The organism is Haemophilus sp. HMSC71H05 (assembly GCF_001838635.1).
GTDB lineage: Bacteria > Pseudomonadota > Gammaproteobacteria > Enterobacterales > Pasteurellaceae > Haemophilus_D > Haemophilus_D parainfluenzae_R.
Map to the genome: position 1 here is coordinate 126,519 of NZ_KV838037.1, position 19,807 is coordinate 146,325.

Below are 19,807 nucleotides of genomic sequence, written 5' to 3' on the forward strand. Positions count from 1 at the left end.
ATAAAATATGTGGGCACTCTACTTCATCGCCACACCCAACCACTTCATCATCTCTCTCTCATCCCAACCTTTACGTTTGGCATAATCTTGAGCTTGGTCTTCATCAATGCGACCTAAGGTGAAATAGTTGCTAGCAGGGTGGGTGAAGTACCAACCGCAGACAGAAGCAGCAGGCCACATGGCGTAGCTTTCGGTGAGTTTCATGCCGATGCGTTGTTCTACTTCTAATAAATCCCAAATCAAGGCTTTTTCGGTATGCTCAGGGCAGCTTGGATAACCCGGTGCAGGGCGGATGCCAACATAGTTTTCATTGATTAAACCTTGATTATCGAATTCTTCTTGCGTGTAGCCCCAAATGCGGGTGCGAAGCTCAAAGTGCAGGTATTCTGCCATGGCTTCCGCTAAGCGGTCGCCCACAGCTTGTAGTAAGATTGCATTGTAGTCATCGCCTGCCGCTTTATAGCCTTCCACTAATTCCATTTCTTCAATGCCCGCACAGACGGCGAACATGCCGAACCAGTCTTTTTTACCGCTTTCGCGATCAGCAATAAAGTCACTTAAAGCAAAGTTAAACGGGCTTTTGCTGTTTTTGCCCCGTTCGGTTTGTTGGCGTAAGCCATAAGCGGTGCCAATGGTTTGTGTGCGTTCTTCATCAGAAAATAACACCACATCATCGCCCACACGTTCCGCAGGGAAAATGCCTAAAATACCGCTTGGGTTGAGCTTATGGTTTTGCTCTAATTCATCTAAAACCACTTGTGCATCATTCCACACTTTGCGTGCTTCTTCGCCACCTTCCGGATAATCAAAGGCATCAGGATAGCCGCCCATCAAGCCCCAAATGCGGAAGAATGGCGACCAGTCGATAAATTTACGTAATGTGGCAATCGGTACGTTTTTAAATTCCACAATACCGGTTTGGTTTGGTTTTGGCGGCACGTAATCTGCCCATTCGCCACTAAAGCCATCAAAGCGGTTTGCACGTGCTTCTTCAATGCTCAGTTGTTTACGCAGTGGTTTACGGTTAGAGAACGATTGCTGAATTTTCTCGTAATCTTTCTTGAACTGTTCCCATAATGCCGCACGGCTTTCAGGGTTCATCAAGGTCGCACACACCGTAACCGCACGGGAGGCGTTAGAAGTATAAAATACGCCGTGTTCTTTATATTTTGGATAAAGTTTAATTGCTGTATGTTCTTTAGAGGTGGTTGCACCGCCAATCATCACAGGCAGGTTTAAGCCTAAGCGAGTCATTTCACCCAAGAAGTATTCCATCTCATCTAAAGAAGGGGTAATTAAACCACTTAACGCGATGATGTCCGCTTTTTCATCAATGGCGGTTTGAATGATTTTGTCCGCAGGCACCATCACGCCTAAGTCAATCACTTCAAAGTTATTACATTGCATTACCACGCTTACGATGTTTTTACCGATATCGTGCACATCGCCTTTTACGGTCGCAATCACCACTTTACCGTTGCTTGAACCTTTTTGTTTAGTTGCATTGATAAACGGCTCTAAATACGCCACAGATTGTTTCATCACGCGTGCAGATTTCACCACTTGTGGGAGGAACATTTTACCGTCACCGAATAAATCGCCGACTACGTCCATGCCTGCCATCAATGGGCCTTCAATCACATCTAATGGACTTGGCAATGTTTGGCGGGCTTCTTCCGTATCTTCCACAATGTAAGTGGTAATCCCTTTCACCAGCGCGTGTTTTAAACGTTCTTCCACTGGCCAAGTACGCCATTCTGCCACAGAATCGACCGCACTTTCATCGTTGCCTTGGTTACGATATTTTTCTGCAATATCGAGTAGTTTTTCAGTCGCATCTGGGCTTCGGTTTAATACCGCATCTTCCACAATTTCACGCAATTCAGGATCGAGATCATCATAAATGGCAAGTTGCCCTGCATTCACAATCCCCATATCCATGCCTTGTTTGATGGCGTGATAGAGGAAGACGGCGTGAATGGCTTCACGCATCACGTTGTTACCACGGAATGAGAAAGACACATTCGACACCCCGCCCGAGATTTTTGCGTGCGGTAGCGCGCGTTTAATGCGACCAGTGGCGTTGATGAAATCCACGCCGTAGTTGTTGTGTTCTTCAATCCCCGTACCAATGGCGAAAATGTTCGGGTCGAAAATAATATCTTCTGGTGGGAAGCCAAGTTGATTGACTAAAATGTTATAGGCACGGGTACAGATTTCTACTTTGCGATCTTCAGTATCGGCTTGACCCACTTCGTCAAACGCCATGACGACCACCGCTGCACCATATTTACGTACTAATTTAGCGTGTTCGATAAAGATTTCTTCGCCTTCTTTTAACGAGATGGAGTTTACAATCGGTTTACCTTGTACCGACTGTAAACCAGCCTCAATCACTTCCCATTTAGACGAGTCGATCATGACTGGCACTTTGGCAGCATCTGGCTCGGTCGCCATAATATTGAGGAAACGGGTCATGCATTTTTTGCCGTCGAGCAAGGCTTCGTCCATATTGACGTCGATCACTTGCGCGCCGTTTTCCACTTGGTCGATAGCAATTTCAATGGCTTCAGCAAATTTGTCTTCTTTAATTAAACGTTTGAATTTGGCCGAACCTGTCACGTTATTACGTTCGCCCACGTTTACGAATAGGCTTTCATCATCAATATTGAGTGGTTCTAAGCCTGATAAACGCATGGCGGTTTTAATTTCAGGTAATTTACGCGGCGCAATACCTTGCATGGCATCCGCAAAGGCTTTGATGTGTTCTGGCGTCGTACCACAACAACCACCGACAATGTTCACAAAGCCACTTTCAGCCCATTCTTTAAGGTGTGCGGCCATCTCTTCTGCACCTAAATCATAGCCACCAAAAGCATTCGGCAAGCCCGCATTCGGGTGAACAGACACATAGGTTTCGCTGATTTTAGACAGTTGTTCAACATATTGGCGAAGTTCTTTCGGGCCGAGCGCACAGTTCAAACCAAAAGTCAGTGGTTTAGCGTGACGAAGCGAGTTGTAGAATGCTTCGGTGGTTTGCCCTGAAAGGGTACGGCCAGAAGCATCAGTAATGGTGCCGGAAATCATAATCGGCAATTCCACACCTAATTCTTCAAATACGGTTTCAATGGCGAAAATAGCGGCTTTTGCGTTTAACGTATCGAAAATAGTTTCGATCATGATTAAATCTGCACCACCTTCAATTAAGCCGTTGGTCGCTTGGGCATAGGCATCCACCAGTTCCATAAAGGTAATATTACGGAAACCTGGGTCGTTTACATCAGGAGAAATAGAGGCTGTACGGTTGGTTGGCCCTAACACGCCCGCAACAAAGCGAGGTTTTTCTGGTGTGCTGTATTTATCTGCGGCTAAACGCGCTAGTTTTGCCCCTGCAAAATTCAGTTCGTAGGCAATAGACTGTAAATCATAATCCGCTTGCGCAATAGTGGTAGAACTGAAGGTGTTGGTTTCAATAATATCTGCGCCTGCTTGTAAGTATTTCTCATGAATCGCAGAAATCAACAACGGCTGGGTTAAGGTGAGCAAATCATTATTCCCACGCAAATCAACCGCACTTTCTTTAAAACGCTCGCCTCTAAAATCAGCCTCGGTGAGTTTGTATTTTTGGATCATCGTCCCCATCGCACCATCTAAAATGAGAATGCGTTCAGCGAGGGATTTTTTCAGTAATTCGGTTTGATTATGTGACATAGACAGCTCTTTTTAAAATCAATCAATATTGGTCGGAATAATAGGGATAAGCATGGGTACTGTCAAATAAAAGGGGAGAAAGTGCGGTAAAAAAATGGAATGTTTTCAAAAAGAAAGGCGGACAAATTGTCCGCCGAATGGTTAGCAATATTTGCTGTCCGAGTAAAAAAACAGATTAACGTAAAAATGCTGGAATATTTTTTTCATATTCGCTGATGGCATCTTCGTGTTGTAACGTCAAACCGATGTTATCCAAGCCGTTTAACAAACAATGACGGCGGAATTCATCCAGTTCAAAGTGATAGACTTTATCACCCACAGTGACAGTCATCGCTTCCAAATCCACATGGATTTGTTTGCCTTCATTTGCCCACACCCATTGGAAGATTTCTTCCACCTCTTCTTCGCTTAAACGAATCGGTAACATGTGGTTGTTTAAACTGTTGTTATAGAAAATATCCGCAAAACTTGGTGCGATCATCACTTTGAAACCGTAATCGGCTAATGCCCAAGGTGCGTGTTCACGCGAGGAACCACAACCAAGATTTTTACGCGCTAATAAAATGGTCGCGCCTTGATATTGTGGATAATTCAATACGAAATCTGGATTTGGCTTGGTACCTTCTACATCCAAATAACGCCATTCGTGGAATAAGTGTTTGCCGAAACCTACGCGCGTAATCGCTTGTAAAAATTGTTTTGGAATAATCGCATCCGTGTCCACGTTTGCTGCATCCAATGGCACTACTAAGCCTGAAAGTTGTTTAAATCCTGCCATTTTCTGCTCCTTAGTTTAATGTGACGTCACGAATATCAACGAATTTACCAAACATTCCCGCTGCCGCTGCCATCGCAGGACTCACCAAGTGAGTACGACCATTACGGCCTTGACGACCCTCAAAGTTACGGTTTGACGTGGAAGCACAGCGTTCCCATTCACCTAAACGGTCATCGTTCATCCCTAAGCACATAGAACAGCCAGGATTACGCCATTCAGCACCTGCTTCGATAAAGATTTTATCCAAGCCTTCTTTTTCTGCTTGTTCTTTCACTAAGCCTGAACCTGGCACCACTAAAATACGTTTTACATTATCAGCTTTTTTACGACCTTTCATCACGGCAGCTGCCGCACGTAAATCTTCGATACGAGCATTGGTGCAAGAGCCAATAAACACTTGATCTACTGGAATGTCTTTTAAATCGGTATTCGGTTCTAAACCGATATAATTCAACGCTTTTTCTGCTGAAGCACGAGTCACGGGATCGGTCATTTCTGCTGGATTTGGCACTGGCTGATCGATACCAATTACTTGGCCTGGGTTTGTTCCCCAAGTCACCTGTGGTGCAATATCTTTGGCTTCTAACGTGATGACCGTGTCAAATTTCGCATCATCATCGGATTTTAAGGTTTTCCAATAAGCAACGGCATCATCCCAATCTTTACCTTTTGGTGCATGCGGACGACCTTTTAAGTATTCGAAAGTCGTTTCATCTGGCGCGATTAAACCCGCTTTCGCGCCCATTTCAATCGCCATATTACAAACGGTCATACGGCCTTCCATAGAAAGGTCACGAATGGCTTCCCCGCAGAATTCCACCACATGGCCTGTGCCACCTGCCATGGTGGTTTTGCCGATAATGGCAAGAATAATGTCTTTTGCGGTAATGCCTGGCGCCACTTTGCCACGCACTTCAATTTTCATATTTTTCGCACGAGCTTGTTTTAAGGTTTGTGTGGCTAATACGTGTTCTACTTCAGATGTACCAATACCAAATGCCAAAGCACCGAACGCCCCGTGGGTGGCAGTATGGGAGTCGCCACACACGATAGTCATACCTGGTAAGGTTAAACCTTGTTCAGGCCCCATGACATGCACAATACCTTGTTCTTTTGTGGTCATGTCGAATAATTGAATACCGGTCGCTTTCGTATTTTTTTCAAGTTCCAATACTTGAATTTTCGCTTGGCCTTCAAGTTTATTTACATCACGTACTTGGGTAGAAATACTGTGATCCATGGTACCGAAAGTTTTACTGACTTGACGTACTTGGCGGCCTGCCACACGTAAACCATCAAAGGCTTGTGGGCTGGTCACTTCATGGATTAAATGACGGTTAATATACAAAATCGGCGTTTCGCCTTCAGCTTCGTACACCACATGGGCATCGAATAATTTTTCGTAAAGAGTTTTTGCCATAATTTTTCTCAATTCGTTAGAGTAGTAAGTGCGGTCAAATTATTACTCGTAAATCCTGAAGATTTACTCGCTCCTTCGGAGCCGTTGGCAGAGCCAACGTTCAAAAAGCGTTGCTTTTTGTCAGTGTTTTTAAACCGCACTTTAATTGTTTTTTATTAGATTGCGTTAGCGATTAATGTACCCATTTCCGCAGTTGAAACAGGGGCTGAATCATCAGCTAAATCACCGGTACGGTGACCATTTGCTAAGACTTTTTGCACGGCATTTTCAATCGCATCAGCCGCATCATTTAAGTTGAAGCTATAACGCAACATCATCGCGGCAGAAAGAATTTGTGCGATTGGGTTGGCAATGCCTTTACCAGCGATATCCGGTGCAGAACCGCCAGCCGGTTCATATAAACCGAAACCTTCTTCATTTAAGCTAGCAGATGGCAACATCCCCATAGAACCTGTGATCATTGCCGCTTCATCAGAAATAATATCACCGAAAATGTTAGAGCAGAGGAGTACATCGAAAGATTCAGGCGCTTTGATTAACTGCATGGTCGCATTGTCAATATAAATATGATCTAAGGTGACTTCAGGGTAGTCTTTCGCTACTTCTGTCACGGTTTCACGCCATAAGATTGAAGCTTGTAATACGTTCGCCTTATCCACAGAAGTCACATGTTTACGACGTTTCATTGCCGCATCAAAAGCAGCACGTGCAATACGCTCGATTTCATATTTGTAATAAACTTCAGTATCGAATGCTTTGGTTTGAGCACCTTCACCTTCACGACCTTTAGGCTGACCAAAATAAATCCCGCCCGTTAATTCACGCACAACCACCATATCAAATCCTTTCGCTGCAATATCTGCACGTAATGGACAGAATTTTTCTAAACCTTTATAAAGGGTAGCAGGACGAAGATTGCAGAATAATTTGAAATGTTTACGCAATGGTAATAATGCACCGCGTTCTGGTTGTTGATCCGGAGGTAAATTTGTCCATTTAGGGCCACCTACAGAGCCAAACAAAATCGCATCAGCATCATCACAGCCTTTTAAGGTTTCAGCTGGTAATGGGCAACCACAATGATCAATTGCGGCACCACCTACATAAAATTCATTGAAGTTAAGTTTGAAACCGAATTTTTCTTGGACTTTGTTTAATACTTTAATGGCTTCAGCCATCACTTCTGGACCAATACCGTCTCCTGGTAGAACAGCGATGTTGTATGATTGCATATTGTTTTTCCTATTTCAGTCACACTAAAGTGCGGTTAATTTTCTCCCCTCTTTTGTAAAGAGGGGGACTCAATTAATTAATGATGTTTATGGCTTTTAATATCGGCGACTTTATGTGCACGATAAATGGCATTAATTGCATGAACTAAAGCAAGTGCGGAAGATTCAACGATGTCTGTCGCTAAACCAACGCCATGGAATTTTCGGCCTTCGTGTTCAACCACGATATCTACCTGACCTAAGGCTTCAGCACCTTCGCCTTTTGCAGTTAAGTTATAGTGGGACATTTTGATATCTAAGCCGGTTAAATTCAAGATCGCATTGTAAACTGCATCAACCGGACCATTACCACCGATAGAAGAGGTGCTTAATTTTTTACCATCCAATTCCACTTGAACAAACGCAGTTGCTGGATATTCTTTAGTGGAATGTGCAGAAAGTTTATCTAACACTAAACGATCCTCATCCCCTTGTTGCATATCGATAAAGGCTAAAGCTTCTAAGTCATAATCGAATACTTGGCCTTTTTTGTCTGCCAATTTTAAGAATGCTTCATACAATTTGTCTAAATCGTAATCTTGTTCGGTGTAGCCCATATCTGCCATATGGCCTTTTACTGCTGCGCGACCTGAACGAGCGGTTAAGTTCAATTTCTCTTTCTTCAAGCCGATAGTTTCTGGTGACATGATTTCGTAGGTATTTTGGTTTTTTAACATACCATCTTGGTGAATACCGGATGAATGTGCGAAAGCGTTTGAACCTACAATCGCTTTATTCGGTTGGATTGGCATATTACAAAGTTGGCTCACCATTTGGCTGACACGATGAATTTCTTGTGTGTTGATACGTGTATCCACGCCCATAAATTCTTGACGAACTTTCATTGCCATCACCACTTCTTCAAGTGAGGTATTGCCTGCGCGTTCACCAATGCCGTTGATAGTACATTCAATTTGACGTGCACCATTTTGTACAGCGGTTAAGGAGTTAGCCGTTGCCATACCCAAGTCATTGTGGCAATGTACGGAAATCACAGCTTTATCGATATTTGGTACGCGGTTACGTACTTCAGCAATAATATTGCCGAATTGATTAGGTAAGCAGAAACCAACAGTGTCAGGAATATTTACAGTTGTTGCACCTGCATTAATTGCCGCTTCAACAATACGACAAATATTGTCGATACCTGTACGGCCTGCATCTTCGCAAGAAAATTCTACATCGTCAGTATAATTACGTGCATGTTTTACTGCGGCTACCGCCATTTCAACCACATCATCAAAGGTACGTTTTAATTTGGCTTCAACGTGTAATGCTGAAACTGCAATAAATGTATGGATACGAAACGCTTCTGCTACTTTTAAGGCTTCAGCTGCAGCATCAATATCTTTAATTACTGCACGGGAAAGTGCCGCAACACGACTATTTTTGATATGGCGTGCAATGGTTTGAACAGATTCAAAATCGCCTTGAGAAGAAACCGGAAAACCGACTTCCATTACATCTACGCCTAAACGTTCAAGTGCTAAAGCAATTTGTAATTTCTCTTTAACGGTTAAGCTAGCTTTTAACGCTTGTTCGCCATCACGCAAGGTGGTATCAAAAATAATAACGCGATCTGTCATAGTATTTTCCTTCTTTTATCACTCAAAGTGCGGTCATTTTTACCGTGATTTTAAAACGAAAAAACCCGCAATCTTAAAAGTGCGGGTTGATAATAGATTTTTTACATAAAGGTGTTTTTTATCCACAACTTAGCCGCACAAAGAATGTGAGAGCAGGAGGTTGAGAGATAAAGAAACAGCTTGGTACATAAAAAGATAATCCTGTAAAAAATTCTGTAAAACGCTTTCCATATTACGGATAAAAATGTTGCTGTCAAATCATTTATCAGTGATTTATATCTAAAATGAATATCTCTACACAATCTTAAAAGTTTATTTCTCTTGATATAAGTTTTTTATCAGAATTAATCTCTAAAAATAGCTTTTAAGAAGCTGTTTTTGTCCTGTTTTATTCCTCGTTTCTGGTATGCCGATTTTTTCTAAAATTTTTTCTCTTTTTGCGATCTGAATCGCAGAATTAAGACAAACTTTTCATTTTTTGAGACAAATCTCGCCATAATTTTCTTTTTAAAGGAGAGAATTATGAGCGATTTTACGTCGATTTTGTTGCGATTAGCTCAAGTGCCCAAATTGGGCAGTGTGCGGATTCAACAAATTTTGGTCCATGTGAATATAGAAGACTTGTTAAATTATGATGAAGTGGCATTTCAACAAATGGGCTGGGATGCGTTGCAGATTCGTCGTTGGTTTCAGCCAGAAATGAAATTTATTGAACCCGCTTTGAACTGGGCAGAAAAAGAAGGCCATCATTTAATCCACTGTTTTTCAGATGAGTATCCTTTTTTACTCAAACAAATTAGTGGTTTTCCGCCCTTGTTATTTGTGAAAGGCAATTTGACCGCACTTTCTGCTCAGCAAATCGCCATGGTTGGAAGCCGTTATTGTTCCGCTTATGGGGAATATTGGGCAAAATATTTTGCGACAGAGCTTTCTCTCGTAGGATTAACGGTGACGAGTGGGTTGGCTGTAGGTATCGATGGATTTAGCCATCAGGCGGTGGTGGATATTCAAGGGCAGACCATTGCCGTATTGGGCTGCGGATTAGATCACATTTACCCCGCTAAACATCGCCGATTAGCCGAGCAAATTATCGAAAATAACGGGGCATTAGTTTCTGAATTTATCCCTACGCAAGCACCGATTGCTGAAAATTTTCCTCGTCGTAATCGCATTATTAGCGGGCTTTCATTAGGAACATTAGTCATTGAAGCCACAGAGAAAAGCGGTTCATTGATTACAGCGCGTTATGCTTTAGAACAAAATCGCGATATTTTTGCCTTACCAGGGAATATTCAAAGTGAATACAGTCAAGGCTGCCATAAACTGATTAAGCAAGGGGCGATGTTGGTGGAAAATGTCAAAGATATTTTAGATAGCCTCAATCACAGCGTTGTTTTTCAGCCTCCAGTACATAATACGCAAATTAATAAGCCGATAGCTCAACCACTCACAGCAAAAACACTAGCCGTGGAACCAAGTCATCCTGAACTTTATCAACATATCAGTTATACACCAATAAGCCTTGATGATTTATCGGTTACATTGAATTTGCCGGTGGATTTGCTTTTAGTGCAGTTGTTAGATTTGGAGTTACAAGATTTAATCGTCAATGAGAATGGACTCTATAAGCGGATAGCGTAAACGGGGTAGAGTAAGGAGGCTATCCTGTGCTAAGATACGGCTCAGTGTTTAGAAAGGAGAACCTATGTTAGCCATTATTTCCCCGGCAAAAACCTTAGATTTTGAAAGTGCGGTCAGAAATCTTCCTGTTTCTCAACCGCACTTGACGGATTATAGTGAGCAACTGATTGAAATCTGTCGTCAATTATCTCCCCAAGATCTTTCTTCCTTAATGTCTATCAGTGACAAGCTTGCAGGATTAAATGCCGCTCGTTTTGCTGAATGGACAAAATCTCACAACGAAAAAAATTCACGTGCAGCTATTTGGGCATTCAAAGGTGATGTTTACACCGGTTTGGATGCGGATAGCTTATCTGATGAAGATGTGCAATTCGCACAACGCCATTTACGTATGCTTTCTGGCTTATATGGCTTACTTAAACCCCTTGATTTAATGCAACCTTATCGCTTGGAAATGGGCACGAAGTTAGCGAATCCAAAAGGGAAAGATCTTTATGCTTTTTGGGGGAACATTATCACTCAATCCGTACAACAAGCACTTGATGAGCAAGGCGATCGTCTGTTGATCAATTTAGCTTCCGATGAATACTATAAATCAGTAAAAGAAAGCCAATTAGATGCACAGATTATTAAGCCTGTTTTCTTAGATAATAAGAATGGTAAATACAAAGTGGTCAGCTTTTATGCAAAAAAAGCCCGTGGTTTAATGTGTCGTTTTATCATTCAAAATCGTTTGGAACGTGTTGAACAACTGAAAGAGTTTGACCTAGGTGGTTATTGGTTTGATGCGACATCCTCAACTGAAAAAGAATTTGTATTTAAGCGAGATATCAATGAATAAAATCCTGGTTATATTGACCGCACTTTTACTCTCAGGTTGTGCGGCAAAAGTGAGTCAACTTCAAACTCCTGAAAAAATAGAGTACAACGGCAAAACTTATAAACTTACTGCAAGCCAAGATTTGGATACGATTGCGCGTTATGTTTATCTTGCCGAGCCGGATACCTTGGAAAATTGGCAATCTCAAATTGAAGTGTTGCTTGATCGTGATTTATCCCGTTCTATTGAGCAACGCGTAGCATTACGTGAGAAGGTATACCGTAATTTAGGTGTGAAAGATTTCAAAATCCTTGCGAATTCAACGAATCCGAAAAAGCCTGCCACTGAGTTAAATGCTTATGTCATTTATGCTCCGACAGAACAAAATCCATCTTGGCAAGTGGACATAGCTAAGGGTAAAAATGTGCCACGTTGTGGTTTTGTGCAATATCAATATTCCCAAAAAGTGGAACAAGGTAAGAAATTTCAGCGTTTAAACACAGTAAAGATTGTGAAAAACTTACAAAAGTATTTGGTGGCGAAGGAAAGCAAAACATTACAAAAAGCCGATCTTTCTTGGAAATGTGAAAGTTCTTTCCATCACTAAAACTTATACTAGATCAAATTCCACGTAAATTTTAAAAATTTTTCTAGAGCAGAAATAATGGATGGTGTAATCTTGACGCCAATTATTTTTAGAGTTCAAAGTAGGTAAATATGATTAAAAAAATTGCTGTATTAACCAGTGGTGGTGATGCACCAGGTATGAATGCTGCCATCCGTGGCGTTGTTCGTGCAGCTCTTGCAGAAGGGCTTGAAGTATTTGGGATTTATGACGGTTATCAAGGCTTATATAATAATAAAATCCAACAGTTAAATCGTTATAATGTATCCGATATTATTAACCGTGGCGGTACATTCTTAGGTTCTGCGCGTTTCCCAGAATTTAAAGATCCTGCGGTACGTGAAAAATGTGCAGAAATTTTACGTTCTCACGGTATTGATGCTTTAGTTGTTATCGGTGGTGACGGTTCTTACATGGGGGCAAAATTGCTTACTGAAGAACATGGTTTCCCTTGCGTAGGTATCCCTGGCACAATTGATAACGATGTGGCTGGAACAGATTACACAATCGGTTATGAAACTGCACTACAAACAGCGGTGGATGCGATTGACCGTTTACGTGACACTTCAAGTTCTCACCAACGTATTTCTATCGTGGAAATCATGGGTCGTCACTGTAGTGATTTAACCATTTCTGCAGGTATTGCTGGTGGTTGTGAATACATTGTGGCATCTGAAATGGAATTTAATCGTGAAGAATTAATTCGCCAAATTGAACGCAGTATTATTCGTGGAAAACGCCATGCCATTATTGCGATTACTGAATTAATCACAGACGTACATTCTCTTGCTCGTGAGATTGAAGCGCGCGTAGGCCATGAAACCCGTGCAACCGTATTAGGCCATATTCAACGTGGTGGTTCACCTTGTGCCTTCGACCGTATTTTAGCTTCACGTATGGGCGTATATGCGGTAGATATATTGCTACAAGGTAAAGGTGGCTACTGTGTGGGTATTCAAAATGAAAAATTAGTTCACCATGATATTATTGATGCAATCAACAATATGCGTCGTGAATTTAAAGCAGATTGGTTAGAAATGGCTAAACGCTTAGAATAATCTTTTAAAGGTTATTTAATATAAAAGAAATCGGGCTAAAACAATGATTGTTTTAGCCCGATTTTTATATACCTAGATTAGGCTTTTAGTTTATTTTTCTTACGTTGCAAGAAGTACACGAAAACGAGTAATAATGCACAAGCAAGAGACACAATAAACAAGCTACCAAAGAATCCATTCCAGTGGAGAGATTGAATAATCCACGCTAATGGTGCTCCCGCCGCTGCCGCACCAATATAGGCGAAGAGACTAACGAAACCGGTAGAAGAACCTGAAGCATGTTTATGAGAGTTTTCAGCCGCAGCCATTGCGATAAGAAATTGCGGACCAAAGATAAAGAATCCCATCAGGAAGAATAATCCACACATCACAAAATAGTTATCGCTTGGGATGAACCATAATGCTAAGGATGTTGAAATAATACCTAACACATAAATGATGTTCATTTGGGTACGGTTTCCGTTGAAGAACTTATCAGAGCCCCAGCCCGCAAAAAGTGCGCCTAAGAATCCACCGATTTCAAAGAAAGAAACCGCGGAGTTCGCTTTAAGTAAGTCATAACCATGGGTTTCTGTTAAATATAAGTTACCCCAGTCATTGATACCGGTACGGATGATATAAATAAAACACCAAGAAAATGCTAATGCCCAGATAATGCTGTTTTTAAACACATAAATTTTAAGAATTTCCCAGTTAGATAAACCTAAACCTTCACTTTCATGTTCTTTTTCAGCAATATCATTACGCCATTCACCTACGGTTGGAAGTCCCATAGATGTTGGGCGATCGCGTAATAAGAAACAAAGAGCAAAACCGATGACACAGGCAATAATCCCTGGCACGATCATGCCATAACGCCATCCCCAATAAAGGGCAACGGCACCAGATAAAATTGGAATAAGTGCACCACCTAAGTTATGTGAGGTATTCCAGATCGCCCACCATAATCCGCGCTCGTTACGTGAGTACCAAGTATTTAGGATTTTTGAGCATGGAGGCCAGCCCCAACCTTGGAAAAAGGCGTTGATCATCCAAAGGGTGATAAACATAAAGACAGATGAACTCATGCCAAATAGAATGTTGACGATACCTGTCATCATTAAACCAATCCCCATAAAGTAACGAGGGTTAGAACGGTCACCAAGTACACCTGATAAGAACTTAGATACACCATAGGTGAGATAAAACGCCGTACCCATGATACCGATATCGGCTTTTTGTAGCCCTAAGTCCGTTAGCATGGCTGGCATAACGAAGTTAAAACTTTTACGAGTAAAATAGAAAACGGCGTAGCCGATATAACTGGTAATCATCAAATGTAATCGCCAGTAACGATAAGTTTTGTCGATCTCCTCTTTGCTTTTAGTAACCGGTAGATCCGGTGGTACACTGAAGATACCCATAATATTTCTCCTCTAATGATAATAAATCATTCCAGTATATTACAAAGCCAGTTTTCAAAAGGGGACTCAGATCAAAAAATAGGGAATTTATAGGAAAAAATGGCTTGATGAATCGTTGATTTGATGATGGAAAAAAGTGCGGTCAACATTTTAGGGTTTTGACCGCACTTTTTTTTAGAATGGTTTTGATATGTTTTATGCTTTACGCTGTAAAATTAAAAAACGACAATCATAGGAATTATCTGCATCTGCTTGACGATATTCTTCAAACTCGATGTTCCATTCTGCCCAATTAATTTCAGGAAAGAACGTATCGCCATCAATGTCAGCTTGAATTTGCGTGAGGTATAGTTTATCTGCTTTAGGTAAATATTGTTTAAATAACTCGCCGCCGCCAATTAACATAATTTCATCAAATTTTTTGACAAAATCGACCGCACTTTCAAAATTCTCTTTCCAGATGACACCTTCATGTTCGTAAGGGGTACGTGAAAGGACAATATTGGTACGTTTCGGCAGTGGGCGACCAATGCTTTCAAAGGTTTTACGTCCCATAATTACCGGTTTGCCCGTGGTATTTTTACGAAACCAGGCTAAATCGGCAGGTAAGTGCCAAGGCATTTGATTATCTTTTCCGATGACGTTATTTTTTGTTGTCGCAACGATCAAACTTAATGTCATATTTTCTATCCTATTTTTATTTTTTTGCACTATATCATAGCTATTCACAAAATCTGTATATGAGGTTGGATTTTTCGTGATTTTTATTAATTTTAGTGCTAATTTAACCGCACTTTTCTATTTTTTCACTGAGGATAAACTATGTCGGCAAATCGCAAAACAATCGTCGTAAAATTTGGTACTAGCACATTAACACATGGTTCCCCAAAATTGAATGCTCCTCACATGGTCGATATTGTTCGCCAGATTGCACAACTTCATCAAGCGGGTTTTCGTGTCGTGATTGTGACATCAGGGGCGATTGCTGCTGGACGACATTATTTAAATCATCCTCAACTTCCTCCAACCATTGCGTCAAAGCAGCTTTTAGCTGCAGTAGGGCAGAGTCAACTGATTCAAGCCTGGGAAAAATTATTTGCAATTTATGATATTCATATTGGACAAATTTTATTAACTCGTGCCGATATTGAAGATCGTGAACGTTTTTTAAATGCGCGCGATACATTACATGCGCTGTTGGACAATCACATTATTCCAGTGATTAACGAGAATGATGCGGTGGCAACGGCTGAGATTAAAGTAGGGGATAACGATAATTTATCGGCGCTAGTCGCGATTTTAGTGCAAGCGGAACAACTTTATTTATTAACAGATCAACAAGGTTTATACGAAAGCGATCCTCGTAAAAATCCAGATGCGAAATTAATTCCTGTGGTTGAGCAAATTACCGATCATATTCGTTCGATTGCAGGCGGTAGCGGTACAAATCTTGGTACTGGCGGGATGAGTACAAAAATAATTGCGGCAGATGTGGCAACGCGTTCGGGTATAGAAACGATTATTGCGCCAGGTAGCCGACCTGATGTTATTGTGGATTTGGCTTACGATAAACCAATTGGCACTAAATTTATTGCTCATCACTCAGATCGTCTCGAAAGCCGTAAACAGTGGTTATTTGCCGCACCATCAGCGGGCATGCTGACGATTGATGAAGGTGCTGAAAATGCTATGTTAGTACAGAATAAATCGTTGTTGCCTGCAGGGATTACGGCTGTGGAAGGGCGTTTCTCACGTGGTGAAGTCGTCAAAATTAAGAATACCTCAGGTAAAGTGATTGCACTTGGTATGCCGCGTTATAACAGCGATGCGTTGGAATTAATCAAAGGGAAAAAATCCCAAGAAATTGAACAAATTCTTGGTTATGAATATGGTGCAGTTGCGTTACATCGTGATGACATGATTGTGCTTTAACGTACAATAGAAATCGGATCTCTCATATTTTCTGAACCTTCCTTTTATTTTGTTGGTCTATAAAACCATAAAAAGGGCGATAGCCCGATATTAAGTAGTAAAAGGAGACAACATGAGATTAATTGCGACCGTTTTAGCTGTTGGGCTATTAAGTGCTTGTACGCAGGGCTATTATGTAAAACATCGTAGCCCAATTTCAGTGAGCAAACACGTAAAACGTTTAAATACGACGGCTTGTCACGATAAAGATGACTGGTATTTAGATGGTTATCGAGTAGGGAAAGATTTCCAAGCGCAAAGCCAATCTCAATTGAATAAACGAATTAATTATTGTGGCCGACGTGTACCTGAAGAGCTGAGAACTGCATGGTTTAATGGTTTTGATGCTGGCTCAAATGGCGTTCAGATTGATATAGAGGGTTATGATGAGGATGCTCTCTTAACCTATGATTATGACGATGATGATCGTTATAGCGAAGACGAAGAAGAATAAAAAAGTGCGGTTAATTTTAACCGCACTTTTTCTTTTTAAAGAATATCGAGTAATTCAACTTCAAACACTAGGGGTGAGAATGGTGGGATAGATGCGCCAGCACCACGTTCACCGTAAGCCAGTTCGTGTGGAATAGTGAGTTTCCATTTAGAACCAACAGGCATCATTTGTAATGCTTCAACCCAACCACGAATTACGCCATTTACTGGGAATTCAGCTGGTGCACCACGAGCAACAGAGCTGTCGAATACGGTACCATCTGGTAATGTACCTGTGTAGTGAACACGTACTTTGTCAGTTGCAGATGGTTTGTTACCGTTACCTTCGCTTAAAATTTCGTATTGTAAACCGCTGTCAGTCACATTTACGCCCGCTTTTTTCGCGTTTTCTTCTAAGAATTTTTTACCTTCTTCTTCAATCGCTTTAAATTGCGCTTGTTGTGCTTCAGCTGCTTGTTGTTGAAGCGCTTGAACAGAATGCATTAAATCATTAATTTCTAATGCTGGTTGATTACGATTTAACGCATCAAAAATGCCTTTTGCTACTGCTTCAACAGAAATATCCATTTGGCTATCTGCTAATTGTTGACCGATTTGTAAACCGATACCGTAGCTGCCTTTTTCAGAAATACTTTCTAATTTTACTTGTTCAAAAATTTGAGCTGTCATGTTTTTTCCTTTGTTGTAAAACTATTTTTTCAATGCCAAGATTTCACCCATGCGAACAGGTTCATCAACGCTTAAATGATCGGCAATTTGCACTTGACCGGCTTGGAATAAATTAATTACGGTAGAACCAAGTTGGAACCAACCCATTTCTTGACCCTTGCTTAATTTAACCGCACTTTCACCTTCATAAGTCCAGACTTTCACCTCGTTATGACGTGGTGGGTTGATGACTCCAGCCCAAACAGTGCCGATACTTGCAGTAATTGTTGCACCTACTAAGATTTGTATCATGGTACCGAATTCAGTATCGAAGACACAAATCACACGTTCATTACGTGCAAAGAGGTTCGGCACATGTTTCGCTAAAAACGGATTGACGGAGAATAGATCACCCGGCACGTAAATCATTTTGCGAAGTGTACCATCACATGGCATATGCACACGGTGATAATCACGTGGTGATAAATAAGTGGTGACGAATTCCCCATTTTTAAAGGTCTCAGTTAAATCTTTATCTTCTGCTAATAAATCGTTTAAGCTGAAGAAGTGACCTTTTGCTTGTAATAGGCGATCATCATCAATGTGTCCACATTCACTTACACGGCCATCCGCAGGGCAACAAAGTGCGGTTGGATTTTGGTTAATTGGTCGTGCATTTTCTTTTAATGGACGGATAAAGAATTCATTAAAACTGGCGTAATCACTGAATTTTTCTTTTTCAGCAATGCTCATATCAATGTTGTATTTTTTTGCAAACGCTTTAATCACAAAATGTGTCACTGCGCCCCATTTTTGTTTAGCTAACCAACCTGCTGCTTGTGTCATATAGATTTGTGGCATCACATATTGAAATGCAACTTTTAGGCGTTGCCAATAAGAAATTGGGTTCATTGATTTCTCCGATAAGATTAAAAAGTTGGGCGATTATAACAACTTATTTCACTTGCGCAATGTTAGTTGATATTTTTGCGTAAGATCAAAGCAATAAGCCGACATTTGCCGGCTTATTTTTATGTTTATAAAATCATTTTGACTAATTTGTCTGCTTGAATCCGAGCAAATTTTTTCAACAGTTTTTGCACCGGTTCAGGATATTGCGTCAATTCTTCTAATTCAGAATAATCTTGCAATACTTTGGTATGTTGGCGGATGTGCGACAATTCTTGTTCCACTTGAGGCAGAAGTTCTTGTTTTGGATCGTGGATTAATAATCCATTTTCCGCATCTAAACGCCATGCGCGCGGGTTTAAGTTGTTCCCTGTTAAAAGAATATACTGGTTGTCTACCCAAACACCTTTGAGGTGATAAGTGTTATCGCCATCTTTCCATAAACGCACAGTTAGATGGCCATTTTTAATGTAAGCATCAAATTTCTCGCAGAAGCGACGAAGATTGCTTTCATATAAATAAGGCAATGCACCTGCCATTTTAAACGGCTGCTCTGGTGGAATATAGAAATCGTTCGCGACTTTATCACCCACGATTATTTCGACACACTTTCCTTGCTCTAATAAGCGGGCAAGTTTACTTCTTAGTGTGCGAGGGAAGTTGAAATAAGGGGTGCAAATCACCAATTTTTCCTGCACTTGTAAGAATAAATCTTCGATAACTTGATTTAATTCATTGCCTGATGCACCTAAACCAAAAAGTGGTGAAATGCTTAAAACATCGGAAAAACCAACCGCACTTTCTAGCTGATATTCAGCATGAGCAGATAAGTTTTTACGATAAGCTTTTATTGCACTACGAATTTCTTTGGTGCGAGGGCGGTTAGCCACATCTAATGGATGTACCGCGCTGAAATCCAATAAATAATCATTGATGAAATTAACCATAGAATCTGCCAGTGCAGCATTATGGATTTTTTGATAGCGGTCGTAACGGTATTTATCTTGTTGTTGTAAATACACGTTATTAATACTTGCGCCGCTATAAAGCACGGTATCATCAAAGACAAAGCCTTTAATATGTAATACACCGAAGACTTCGCGGGTATTAATGGGCACACCGAAGAACATATTCGGTTCATCGGGAAGTTGATAGGTTTGGCGTTGTTCACAATACCAATCAGCGTTAGTAGCAGATTTTTCTGCACCGAGTAAATTGCGTTGTCCGCGATGCCAATCCACTAAAATTTTCACATCCAATTCAGGATGATCTTGTTTTACGCGATAAATTTCATTGAGTATTTCTTGTCCCGCTTCATCTTTTTGCCAATAAAGTGCGGTCACGTAAATACGTTTTTTAGCTTGGCGAATTAATTCTATAATTTGTGCTTTGAATTCAAGCGGACTAAACAGAAACTCAACCTGTTCAGCCTGTAAAGGAAGAAAAGGCAAATTTTTTAAATTTTGTTCTGCTCGTTTAGCTTTATTGATTAACATAATCGATCTCTACACTA

Annotated in this window: 16 protein-coding genes; 6 read left to right on the top strand and 10 right to left on the bottom strand. The window is 40.9% G+C overall.

What is annotated here, in order from left to right; genetic code table 11:
- Positions 1-18: 18 nt before the first annotated feature.
- The 5 genes from metH to leuA all read right to left on the bottom strand — a co-directional run bounded on the left by metH (position 19) and on the right by leuA (position 8,766).
- The gene (gene metH, locus HMPREF3279_RS06915; protein WP_070868658.1) at positions 19-3,711 is read right to left on the bottom strand and encodes a methionine synthase; all 3,693 of its coding nucleotides are present in this window, start codon (positions 3,709-3,711) and stop codon (positions 19-21) included.
- Between the two features lie 175 nt (positions 3,712-3,886).
- The gene (leuD, locus tag HMPREF3279_RS06920; protein WP_005696826.1) at positions 3,887-4,489 is read right to left on the bottom strand and encodes a 3-isopropylmalate dehydratase small subunit; all 603 of its coding nucleotides are present in this window, start codon (positions 4,487-4,489) and stop codon (positions 3,887-3,889) included.
- Between the two features lie 10 nt (positions 4,490-4,499).
- Entirely contained in the window at positions 4,500-5,909 is a 1,410-nt protein-coding gene (gene leuC, locus HMPREF3279_RS06925) for a 3-isopropylmalate dehydratase large subunit (RefSeq protein WP_049365624.1), read from the bottom strand.
- Positions 5,910-6,064: 155 nt separating this feature from the next.
- Positions 6,065-7,141: a 3-isopropylmalate dehydrogenase gene (leuB, locus tag HMPREF3279_RS06930; RefSeq protein WP_070868660.1), complete on the bottom strand. Its 1,077-nt coding sequence runs from the start codon at positions 7,139-7,141 to the stop codon at positions 6,065-6,067.
- 77 nt (positions 7,142-7,218) lie between these two features.
- Complete coding sequence (gene leuA, locus HMPREF3279_RS06935) at positions 7,219-8,766, bottom strand: 2-isopropylmalate synthase (RefSeq protein WP_005696823.1); 1,548 nt, start codon at positions 8,764-8,766, stop codon at positions 7,219-7,221.
- Positions 8,767-9,288: 522 nt separating this feature from the next.
- On the opposite strand from leuA, the gene dprA reads away from it, so the two are divergent.
- From dprA to pfkA, 4 genes are all read left to right on the top strand, one after another.
- Positions 9,289-10,407 carry a DNA-processing protein DprA gene (dprA, locus tag HMPREF3279_RS06940; protein WP_070868662.1) on the top strand — a complete coding sequence of 373 codons (1,119 nt, stop codon included), beginning with the start codon at positions 9,289-9,291 and terminating at the stop codon, positions 10,405-10,407.
- Between the two features lie 64 nt (positions 10,408-10,471).
- Positions 10,472-11,248, top strand: a complete 777-nt coding sequence (gene yaaA, locus HMPREF3279_RS06945; protein ID WP_070868664.1) for a peroxide stress protein YaaA — start codon at positions 10,472-10,474, stop codon at positions 11,246-11,248.
- Positions 11,241-11,834, top strand: coding sequence for a hypothetical protein (locus HMPREF3279_RS06950; RefSeq protein WP_070868666.1), 594 nt, complete (start codon positions 11,241-11,243; stop codon positions 11,832-11,834). The genes yaaA and HMPREF3279_RS06950 overlap by 8 nt, the downstream gene beginning before the upstream one ends.
- Positions 11,835-11,944: 110 nt before the next feature.
- Positions 11,945-12,910: a 6-phosphofructokinase gene (pfkA, locus tag HMPREF3279_RS06955; protein ID WP_070868668.1), complete on the top strand. Its 966-nt coding sequence runs from the start codon at positions 11,945-11,947 to the stop codon at positions 12,908-12,910.
- Positions 12,911-12,987: 77 nt separating this feature from the next.
- On the opposite strand, the gene uhpC is transcribed toward pfkA, so the two are convergent.
- Entirely contained in the window at positions 12,988-14,313 is a 1,326-nt protein-coding gene (uhpC, locus tag HMPREF3279_RS06960) for an MFS transporter family glucose-6-phosphate receptor UhpC (RefSeq protein ID WP_070775635.1), read from the bottom strand.
- 195 nt (positions 14,314-14,508) lie between these two features.
- The gene (folA, locus tag HMPREF3279_RS06965) at positions 14,509-14,994 is read right to left on the bottom strand and encodes a type 3 dihydrofolate reductase (RefSeq protein WP_070868670.1); all 486 of its coding nucleotides are present in this window, start codon (positions 14,992-14,994) and stop codon (positions 14,509-14,511) included.
- Between the two features lie 141 nt (positions 14,995-15,135).
- Between folA and proB the strand changes: the two genes are divergently transcribed.
- Complete coding sequence (gene proB, locus HMPREF3279_RS06970; protein ID WP_049368896.1) at positions 15,136-16,245, top strand: glutamate 5-kinase; 1,110 nt, start codon at positions 15,136-15,138, stop codon at positions 16,243-16,245.
- A 112-nt stretch (positions 16,246-16,357) separates the two neighbouring features.
- Positions 16,358-16,738, top strand: a complete 381-nt coding sequence (locus HMPREF3279_RS06975) for a hypothetical protein (protein WP_070591690.1) — start codon at positions 16,358-16,360, stop codon at positions 16,736-16,738.
- Positions 16,739-16,773: 35 nt separating this feature from the next.
- Here the strand turns inward: HMPREF3279_RS06975 and HMPREF3279_RS06980 are convergent, their stop codons facing one another.
- The 3 genes from HMPREF3279_RS06980 to pssA all read right to left on the bottom strand — a co-directional run bounded on the left by HMPREF3279_RS06980 (position 16,774) and on the right by pssA (position 19,790).
- Positions 16,774-17,406 (bottom strand): BamJ family beta-barrel-assembly machinery protein, encoded by a 633-nt coding sequence (locus tag HMPREF3279_RS06980; protein WP_070868671.1) that lies wholly within the window; start codon positions 17,404-17,406, stop codon positions 16,774-16,776.
- Positions 17,407-17,427: 21 nt separating this feature from the next.
- Positions 17,428-18,297 (bottom strand): archaetidylserine decarboxylase, encoded by an 870-nt coding sequence (asd, locus tag HMPREF3279_RS06985; RefSeq protein WP_070868673.1) that lies wholly within the window; start codon positions 18,295-18,297, stop codon positions 17,428-17,430.
- Between the two features lie 125 nt (positions 18,298-18,422).
- On the bottom strand, positions 18,423-19,790 hold the full coding sequence (gene pssA, locus HMPREF3279_RS06990) for a CDP-diacylglycerol--serine O-phosphatidyltransferase (RefSeq protein ID WP_070868676.1): 1,368 nt from the start codon (positions 19,788-19,790) through the stop codon (positions 18,423-18,425).
- Positions 19,791-19,807 lie beyond the last annotated feature (17 nt).

Bases quoted from the DNA above. Each gene is read 5' to 3' on its own strand.
- asd (WP_070868673.1), bottom strand. From the start codon at position 18,297: ATGAACCCAATTTCTTATTGGCAACGCCTAAAAGTTGCATTTCAATAT.
- yaaA (WP_070868664.1), top strand. From the start codon at position 10,472: ATGTTAGCCATTATTTCCCCGGCAAAAACCTTAGATTTTGAAAGTGCG.
- leuA (WP_005696823.1), bottom strand. From the start codon at position 8,766: ATGACAGATCGCGTTATTATTTTTGATACCACCTTGCGTGATGGCGAA.
- HMPREF3279_RS06980 (WP_070868671.1), bottom strand. From the start codon at position 17,406: ATGACAGCTCAAATTTTTGAACAAGTAAAATTAGAAAGTATTTCTGAA.
- proB (WP_049368896.1), top strand. From the start codon at position 15,136: ATGTCGGCAAATCGCAAAACAATCGTCGTAAAATTTGGTACTAGCACA.
- leuB (WP_070868660.1), bottom strand. From the start codon at position 7,141: ATGCAATCATACAACATCGCTGTTCTACCAGGAGACGGTATTGGTCCA.
- HMPREF3279_RS06975 (WP_070591690.1), top strand. From the start codon at position 16,358: ATGAGATTAATTGCGACCGTTTTAGCTGTTGGGCTATTAAGTGCTTGT.
- pssA (WP_070868676.1), bottom strand. From the start codon at position 19,790: ATGTTAATCAATAAAGCTAAACGAGCAGAACAAAATTTAAAAAATTTG.
- leuC (WP_049365624.1), bottom strand. From the start codon at position 5,909: ATGGCAAAAACTCTTTACGAAAAATTATTCGATGCCCATGTGGTGTAC.
- HMPREF3279_RS06950 (WP_070868666.1), top strand. From the start codon at position 11,241: ATGAATAAAATCCTGGTTATATTGACCGCACTTTTACTCTCAGGTTGT.
- uhpC (WP_070775635.1), bottom strand. From the start codon at position 14,313: ATGGGTATCTTCAGTGTACCACCGGATCTACCGGTTACTAAAAGCAAA.
- pfkA (WP_070868668.1), top strand. From the start codon at position 11,945: ATGATTAAAAAAATTGCTGTATTAACCAGTGGTGGTGATGCACCAGGT.
- metH (WP_070868658.1), bottom strand. From the start codon at position 3,711: ATGTCACATAATCAAACCGAATTACTGAAAAAATCCCTCGCTGAACGC.
- dprA (WP_070868662.1), top strand. From the start codon at position 9,289: ATGAGCGATTTTACGTCGATTTTGTTGCGATTAGCTCAAGTGCCCAAA.
- leuD (WP_005696826.1), bottom strand. From the start codon at position 4,489: ATGGCAGGATTTAAACAACTTTCAGGCTTAGTAGTGCCATTGGATGCA.
- folA (WP_070868670.1), bottom strand. From the start codon at position 14,994: ATGACATTAAGTTTGATCGTTGCGACAACAAAAAATAACGTCATCGGA.